Source organism: uncultured Amaricoccus sp. (assembly GCF_937858865.1).
Taxonomy (GTDB): Bacteria; Pseudomonadota; Alphaproteobacteria; order Rhodobacterales; family Rhodobacteraceae; genus Amaricoccus.
The window spans coordinates 1-6,875 of record NZ_CALLYO010000408.1 but is presented as its reverse complement, the minus strand read 5'-3'; the positions used below and the strand labels follow the sequence as shown (position 1 = coordinate 6,875).

Sequence of the window (6,875 nt, the reverse complement as noted above, 5' to 3'; positions counted from 1 at the left end):
CGGTCAGGGTCCATTTCGAGATGCCGGTGCCGGCGGCCTCGTCGACGAAATGCGCCGTGTCGCCGTAGTGGACGTCGGGCAGGCCGGCGAAGCGGCCGGCGAGCGCGGTGCGGACCGCCGCCTTGCCCGCGTGGCGGGCGCCCCAGGGGTGGCTGCCGCGCGGCATCTCGAGCACGCAGTCGTCGGCGAAGAAGGCCATGATGCGGTCGAGGTCGTGGGCGTTGAAGGCGGCGCAGAGCTCGGTCAGGGTCGATCGGATGTCCATGGGAGCCTCCTGTGTCAGGCCTGGGGCAGCGCCTCCTCGGGGAGGCCGAGCCAGCGGGGGAGCGCGGCGATGTCGTCGAGGATGACGTCGGCGTGCGGCGCGAGGTCGGCGCGGCTGGCGAGGCCGGTCAGGACGCCGATGGTGGTCATCCCGGCGGCGCGGCCGCTGTCGAGGTCGTGGGTGCTGTCGCCGATCATCGCGCATTCGCCGGGCGGGATGTCGGTGAGGGCGCAGAAGGCGAGGAGCTGGCCGGGCGTCGGCTTGGCGCCGTGGCCGCTGTCGTAGCCGGCGACGAAGGCGAAGCGGTCGAGGATGCCGGCGCGCTCGAGGTGCGCGCGGGCCGGGACCTCGTTGTCGTTGGTGGCGATGCCGAGGGTCATGCCGGCGGCGACGAGCCGGTCGACGAGCGGGACGAGCGGGGTGACCTCGATCTGGCGGGCGGCGGCGGCGGTGGTGACGATCAGGTGGCGGAGCGCGTTCTCCTCGCGCTCGGGGAGGACTTCGCGCACGGCCTCGATGATGACCTCCATGGTGCCGGCGATCATCGGGCTCGTCGGCTCGAAGCGGCGGGCGTCGAGGTCGAAGTCGAGGCGGCGGGCGAGGCGGAGGGTTCGGGCGGGGTCGGGGCCGCAGAGGTCGCGGATGAAGCCGTCGCACCAGACCGACCAGGTGGCGTGGAAGTCGAAGAGGGTGCCGTCCTTGTCGAAGACGAGCCCGCGGATCCGGTCCTTCACGTCGTGCATCTCCCCTCGGGCCGGCCCGATCACGTCCAGTTGTGCTCCGCCCCGCCCGGCAGCGCGGCGCGTGCCCGCATCGGCGTGGCCGGGTCGAGGCCCGCCTCGGCGGCGAAGTCGAGGATCATCTGGTCCGCGGTCGTGAGGAATTCAAGAACGAAACCAAGGAATTCCGGGTCGGCCGCGCGGGGGCGCAGATCATCGGGCGCAAGGCCGCTCTGGGCGAGGAAGGCGGCGAGCGCCTCCGGCCGGCCGGCGAGCCAGATGAGCGCGTCCTGGCCGATCGCGGCGGCTTGCTCAGGGGTCAAGGGGCGGCTCCGAAACCATTCGTTAACACAATCCGGCCTAAGGTCGCGGCGAGGTTTAGCAGGCCGCAAAGAACACTCCAAAGGGAGATTTGCCGGATGTCGGGTCGAGTGCTGGTTGTGGACGACGTCGCCACCAACCGACTCCTCCTGCGCGCCAAGCTGTCGTCGGCCTACTACGACGTCGTCGTCGCCGAGAACGGCACCCAGGCGCTCGAGATGGCGCGGCGCGAGCAGCCCGACATGGTGATGCTCGACGTGATGATGCCCGACATGGACGGCTTCGCCGTCTGCGAGGCGCTGAAGGCGAGCTCGGAGACCGCGCACATCCCGGTCATCATGGTGACCGCGCTCGACACGCCCGAGGAGCGGATCCGCGGGCTCGAGGCCGGGGCGGACGACTTTCTCTCGAAGCCCTTCAACGATCTCGCGCTCTTCGCCCGCGTCAGGAACCTGATGCGGATGAAGATGATGTTCGACGAGCTCAGGCTGCGCGACATGACCTCGCGCGAGCTCGGCATCGTCGATCTGGTGCCGGAGCCGGAGGTGGGGATCGAGGCGAGCGGGGCGATCCTGCTCGCGCCGCCGAACCCCGGCGACGGGCACGTCTGGGCGGGGCAGCTCCGGCGGCGCCTGGCGGTGCCGACGATCGTGACGCATTCCGAGCGCGAGGCGCTGAACCTCGCGCGGATGGAGCTGCCCGACTGTTTCGTGGTGCACCAGTCGCTGGCCGAGGGGGGCGACGGGCTCCGCCTCGTCTCGGCGCTGCGCTCGCGGCCGGAGACGCGGCAGGCGGCGGTGATCCTGGTGGTGGAGAACGGCGACGTGCAGACGGCGGCCAAGGGGCTCGACCTCGGCGCGTCGGACTATATCGAGTCGCCCTTCGACGTCTCGGAGCTCATCGCGCGCATCCGCTCCCAGCTGCGGCGCAAGCGCTATTCGGACCGGCTGAGGACGAACCTCCGCAACGGGCTGAAGCTCGCGGTGACCGATCCGCTGACCGGGATCTACAACCGGCGGTATGCGAGCCAGCATATGAACCGGGTGATGGAGCGGGCGCGCGATACCGACGGGGTCTTCGCGGTGATGATGATCGACCTCGACAAGTTCAAGTCGATCAACGACCGCCACGGGCATGACGCCGGCGATGCGGTGCTGCGCGAGTTCTCGCGGCGGTTGCAGGAGAATATCCGCGGCGTCGACCTGGTGGCCCGCTTCGGCGGCGAGGAGTTCTTCGTCGCCATGCCCGACGTCGACCAGCGCGCCGCCGCCCACGCCGCCGAGCGCATCCGCCGGGCGGTCGAGGGCGCCCCGGTCGCGCTGCCGGGCGGGGGCGAGGTGAAGGTGACGGTCTCGATCGGGGTGGCGATCGCCACGGCGAGCGATCTCGACGCCGAGGCGATCATCAAGCGCGCCGATACGGCGCTCTACAGCTCCAAGGAAGCCGGGCGGAACCGGGTGAGCTTCTTCGCCAAGGCGGCGTGACTATCGTGCACGCACGACATCGGGCAACCAATTGATTCCGACGTGGGAAATTTCCGCGCCAAGGTGATCGAAATCTTCGTGGACCGTTCGCGAAGCGCATGCGGCGCTCAGTGCCGCCGCGGGCCGGGGCCGCGGTCCCGGCCGGCGAGGAGCGTCGCGGCGTAGGCGGCCCGGTCGGCCGGCGACATGCGGGCGATCTCGGCGAGCAGCAGCTCCCGGCCGCGGGCGGAGAGATCGCCGAGGAGCTGGGTCTCGCGGGCGAGCACTTCCCGGACGGCGGCGGGGTCGAACGGCTCGGCGGTCAGGGCGGCGGCCATCGCCTGCCGCTGGCCGCGGAGCGCCTCGCGCGGGCCGATCCAGTCGCGGCGGCTGTCGCGCAGGGCGCGGCCGAGCTCGCGCCGGTAGGGGTCGGGCAGCGCGTGGGCATAGTGCCAGAGGCCGGGGGCGGGCGGCGGGGGCGGGCCGCGGAAGACGGCGGCGGCGAAGAGGCCGACGAAGACGAGGTTGAGCCCGAGCGAGGCGACGAGCGCCCATTTCAGCCCTGGCCGGCGGGGGGTGGTCGTGTCGGCCATGGCTATTGCTCCAGCGCGGCGAGATCGAAGAAGGCGTCCACCCCGGTGACGGCGCTCTCGCTGGCCGCGACCGTCGTGAGGGTGGTTCCGTCGAGCGAGAGGTTGCCGGCGAGGCCGAGCCAGAAGCCGAAGGCCGCGCAGCCGCCGAGGACGGCGATGCCGCGCCAGCCGCCGATCGGGGCGAGGAGCCGCGCGCCCCAGCCGGAGCCGGCCGGTAGGAAGCGGCGTGCGGCGGGGGCGACGGCGCGGTCGGCGTGGATGCCGGCGGCGTCGGCGAGGATGGCGGAGAGGAGCGCGACCGAAGGGCCTTCCTCCTCGGCGCGGGCGGCGGCGAAGAAGGCGGCGAGGGCGGCTTCGTCCTCTGCGTCGCGGTGGGGCGTCACGGGGTGATCCTCCGGAGTCCTAGCCATCGGTGAACCCGAGTTCGGCCCGGCGCGGGGCGAGGCGCTGGGCGAGGTCGCGGCGGGCGCGGGCGAGCAGGCTCTCGACCGCCTCGACGCTGGCGTCGAGGATGGCGGCGATCTCCGGGTTCGGCCGGTCCTCGAAGTGGCGGAGCAGGATGGCGAGGCGCTGGCGGTCGGGGAGGGCGGCGAGCGCCTCGCGGAGCGCGGCCGCGCGGTCGTCGGCCTGCAGCCGGTGCTCGGCGCCGGGGGCGTCGTCGGCGATCTCGGGCAGGGCGTCGTCGCTGGCGCTCCGCGTCGGGTTGCGCCGGCGGCGGAGCTGGTCGATGCAGAGGTTGCTCGCCACGCGGTAGAGCCAGGTCGCGACCGCCGCGCGGTCGGCCTGCCAGTCGGGTGCGATCTTCCAGAGCCTCAGCATCGTCTCCTGCGTCACGTCCTCGGCCTCCGCCACCTCGCCCAGCATGCGCCGCGCCAGCGCGAAGACGCGCGGCGCGTGCCGGGCGGTCAGCATCCGCGCCGCCGCCTGGTCCCCGTCGGCGTAGAGCGCGAGGAGGGCGGCGTCGGAAGGCTCCGCGTCGGCATCGGGGCTTCTCGTCATCCGGCTGACTATGGCCGTTCCTCGCGCCGCCGTCTCCTGCCGAAAGAGCGGCGCGCGCCCGAAGGCGGGGGCGCGCGCCGCGGCGGTCATCAGCGGTCCTGCGGGGCGGGGCCGTCGCCGCGCGGGCCGCGGCCGTCGGGACCGCGCTCCATGCCGTGGCCGTGGCCGCCGGGGCCCCGGTCCATGCCGTGGCCATGGCCGAAGGGCCGGTCCGCGCCGCGGTGGCGGTCGCGCATGGCGTCGGCCTCGTCGCTCGAGATGGCCGCGTCGCGGTCGGTGTCGGCGAAGGCGAGCAGGAAGTTCACCCGCTGGCCGGCGAGGTCGGCGATCACCACCTCGCCCGACTCGGTCGCGCCCATGAGGGCGAGCACGCGGTCGGCATAGGCCTCGCCCGGGTTGGGGCCGAAGAGGTCGAGCAAGCGCGGGGCGGGCATCGCCGCGACGAGCTCGGCGCGGGTGAGGGTGCCGTCGCCGTTGGCGTCGACCCTGGCCAGCCGCTCGGTGGCGCGGGCGACGAGCTCGGCGCGGCTGAGCGAGCCGTTGCCGTCGGTGTCGATGGCGGCGAAATCGATGCGGCCGGGGCCGAAGCCCATCATCGCCATCGGGCCGCCGGCGCCCGGTCCGCCGGCGGGCGGGGAGGACGGCGCATCCTGGGCGACGGCGATGCCGGCGGCGGCGAGCCCGGCGAGGAGCGTGGCAGCGGCGGCGGTGCGGGCGATGCGTGTCATGCGGAGGTCCTTTCGCTTGCGGTTCGAAAGGTCAAACGCCGGGCGGCGCCGGCTCCGTCGCGCGAGGGGTCACGAGCCCGCGATCGCGCCAGCGCGCGCTGCGGCCCTCTGGCCGTCCGGATGCGGGTGGCGTATCTAGGCCGGCATGACCTTCGGGAATCACGACGATCCGCACGAGACGCCGCGCGATCTCCGGCAGGCGCTCTGGCGCGGCTGGCGGCGGCTCTGCCCGGCCTGCGGCGAGGCGCCGATGATGGACGGTTACCTGACGGTGCGCCAGGTCTGCTCCTGCGGCACCGAGCTGCATCATCACCGCGCCGACGACGGTCCGGCCTGGGCGACGATCCTCATCACCGGGCATATCCTGGCGCCGGTGATGCTCATGGTCTTCTTCGCCTGGCAGCCGGCGGGATGGCAGATGGCGATCGGCTTCTCGGCCGTCTTCGTCGCGCTGTCGCTCTGGCTGCTGCCGCGGCTCAAGGGGCTCTTCGTCGGGCTGCAGTGGGCGAAGCGGATGCACGGCTTCGGCGGCGACAGCGACCTTGCGACCAGCGTCTGAGGCGGGTCCGGCCGTCCGCGACGCGGCGACCGTCATCCTGCTGCGCCGCGACCCGGATGCGGCGCGGGTGCTGATGGGCCAGCGCGGCGGGAGCGCGGCCTTCATGCCGGACAAGTTCGTCTTCCCCGGCGGCGCGGTCGATCCCGAGGACGGGATGCTGCCGGGCGGGTCGGCCCTCGATCCGCTCACCGAGCGGCGGCTGGGCGTCGGCACGCCGCCGGGCCTCGTCGCGAGCCTCGCGCGTGCCGCGGTGCGCGAGCTCTGGGAGGAGACGGGGCTGATGCTCGGGCGGGCCGATCCGGCGGCGGCGGGGCGCACGGTGCCGCAGTCCTGGCGGGGGTTCTATGCGAACGGGCTGGTTCCGCACACGGCGGCGCTGCGCTTCGTCTTCCGCGCCATCACGCCGCGCGGGCGGCCGCGGCGGTTCGATGCGCGCTTCTTCCTGGTCGAGGCGGGCGACGTGGCCGGGGACAGCCTCGCGCCCTCGGGCGATGAGCTCTCGCGCCTGCAGTGGCTGACGCTGGCCGAGGCGCGGGCGCTGCCCCTGCCCTTCATCACCGAGGTGGTGCTGTCGGAGGTCGAGGCGCTGGTCGCCGATCCCGATCCGGCGCGGCCGGTGCCCTTCTTCCATCAGGCGCCGGAGGGGCTGCGCTTCAGCCTGCTCTGAAGCTTGACACGCGGGGCGGAAGGGGTAGAAGGGCGCTCTGGAATTTCCGGCCCTTGCGGGCCGATCAGGCATGGCGGGCGACCGCCGAGAGGACCGAGAGATGGCGAAGCCCACCACGATCAAGATCCGGCTGAACTCGACGGCCGATACCGGGCACTTCTATGTGACCAAGAAGAACTCGCGCACGATGACCGAGAAGATGACGGTCCGGAAGTACGATCCGGTGGCGCGCAAGCACGTCGAGTACAAGGAAGGCAAGATCAAGTGATCCGTGCCGGCGGAAGCGTTCGCCGGCAAAGGTTTACAGGGATTTCTTCGATATGGGACGCATATGCGTATGGAATCCGTATTTAGACTGAAAGAGTCGGGATTGATTCGTTAACGCGGACACCCCGGCGAGACGATTTGGACGGCCATGGGCGGGAAGCGCCCGTGGCCGTTTCTCGTCTGCGGGCGGGGTCAGCGCGGCGGGTCAGCGCGGTGGGGCGGCGAGCGGGCGCTGGAAGAGCGAGAGCAGGGCGGCGCCGGCGAGGAGCAGCGGGGCGACCCAGAGGCCGGCGG

The 6,875-nt window shown here is 72.7% G+C and carries 11 protein-coding genes; 4 read left to right on the top strand and 7 right to left on the bottom strand.

Annotated features, from left to right (window positions below):
- The 3 genes from Q0112_RS12000 to Q0112_RS11990 all read right to left on the bottom strand — a co-directional run.
- Positions 1–265: nuclear transport factor 2 family protein (locus tag Q0112_RS12000; RefSeq protein ID WP_297975636.1), on the bottom strand; the 265-nt coding region annotated here is incomplete at its 3' end.
- 14 nt (positions 266–279) lie between these two features.
- Positions 280–1,008, bottom strand: a complete 729-nt coding sequence (locus tag Q0112_RS11995) for an HAD family hydrolase (RefSeq protein WP_297975635.1) — start codon at positions 1,006–1,008, stop codon at positions 280–282.
- A gap of 20 nt (positions 1,009–1,028) precedes the next feature.
- The gene (locus tag Q0112_RS11990; RefSeq protein ID WP_297975633.1) at positions 1,029–1,307 is read right to left on the bottom strand and encodes a DUF3572 domain-containing protein; all 279 of its coding nucleotides are present in this window, start codon (positions 1,305–1,307) and stop codon (positions 1,029–1,031) included.
- Between the two features lie 108 nt (positions 1,308–1,415).
- On the opposite strand from Q0112_RS11990, the gene Q0112_RS11985 reads away from it, so the two are divergent.
- Positions 1,416–2,789: a PleD family two-component system response regulator gene (locus Q0112_RS11985; RefSeq protein WP_297975632.1), complete on the top strand. Its 1,374-nt coding sequence runs from the start codon at positions 1,416–1,418 to the stop codon at positions 2,787–2,789.
- Between the two features lie 107 nt (positions 2,790–2,896).
- Here the strand turns inward: Q0112_RS11985 and Q0112_RS11980 are convergent, their stop codons facing one another.
- The 4 genes from Q0112_RS11980 to Q0112_RS11965 all read right to left on the bottom strand — a co-directional run bounded on the left by Q0112_RS11980 (position 2,897) and on the right by Q0112_RS11965 (position 5,088).
- The gene (locus Q0112_RS11980; protein ID WP_297975630.1) at positions 2,897–3,361 is read right to left on the bottom strand and encodes a periplasmic heavy metal sensor; all 465 of its coding nucleotides are present in this window, start codon (positions 3,359–3,361) and stop codon (positions 2,897–2,899) included.
- A gap of 2 nt (positions 3,362–3,363) precedes the next feature.
- Positions 3,364–3,744, bottom strand: a complete 381-nt coding sequence (locus tag Q0112_RS11975) for a hypothetical protein (RefSeq protein ID WP_297975628.1) — start codon at positions 3,742–3,744, stop codon at positions 3,364–3,366.
- 19 nt (positions 3,745–3,763) lie between these two features.
- On the bottom strand, positions 3,764–4,360 hold the full coding sequence (locus Q0112_RS11970) for a sigma-70 family RNA polymerase sigma factor (protein ID WP_297975638.1): 597 nt from the start codon (positions 4,358–4,360) through the stop codon (positions 3,764–3,766).
- Between the two features lie 89 nt (positions 4,361–4,449).
- The gene (locus Q0112_RS11965; RefSeq protein ID WP_297975627.1) at positions 4,450–5,088 is read right to left on the bottom strand and encodes a hypothetical protein; all 639 of its coding nucleotides are present in this window, start codon (positions 5,086–5,088) and stop codon (positions 4,450–4,452) included.
- 145 nt (positions 5,089–5,233) lie between these two features.
- Between Q0112_RS11965 and Q0112_RS11960 the strand changes: the two genes are divergently transcribed.
- The 3 genes from Q0112_RS11960 to rpmG all read left to right on the top strand — a co-directional run bounded on the left by Q0112_RS11960 (position 5,234) and on the right by rpmG (position 6,582).
- Entirely contained in the window at positions 5,234–5,647 is a 414-nt protein-coding gene (locus Q0112_RS11960; RefSeq protein WP_297975626.1) for a DUF983 domain-containing protein, read from the top strand.
- Positions 5,631–6,314, top strand: a complete 684-nt coding sequence (locus tag Q0112_RS11955) for an NUDIX hydrolase (RefSeq protein ID WP_297975624.1) — start codon at positions 5,631–5,633, stop codon at positions 6,312–6,314. The genes Q0112_RS11960 and Q0112_RS11955 overlap by 17 nt, the downstream gene beginning before the upstream one ends.
- A gap of 100 nt (positions 6,315–6,414) precedes the next feature.
- Positions 6,415–6,582, top strand: coding sequence for a 50S ribosomal protein L33 (rpmG, locus tag Q0112_RS11950; protein ID WP_297975622.1), 168 nt, complete (start codon positions 6,415–6,417; stop codon positions 6,580–6,582).
- Positions 6,583–6,875: the final 293 nt, after the last annotated feature.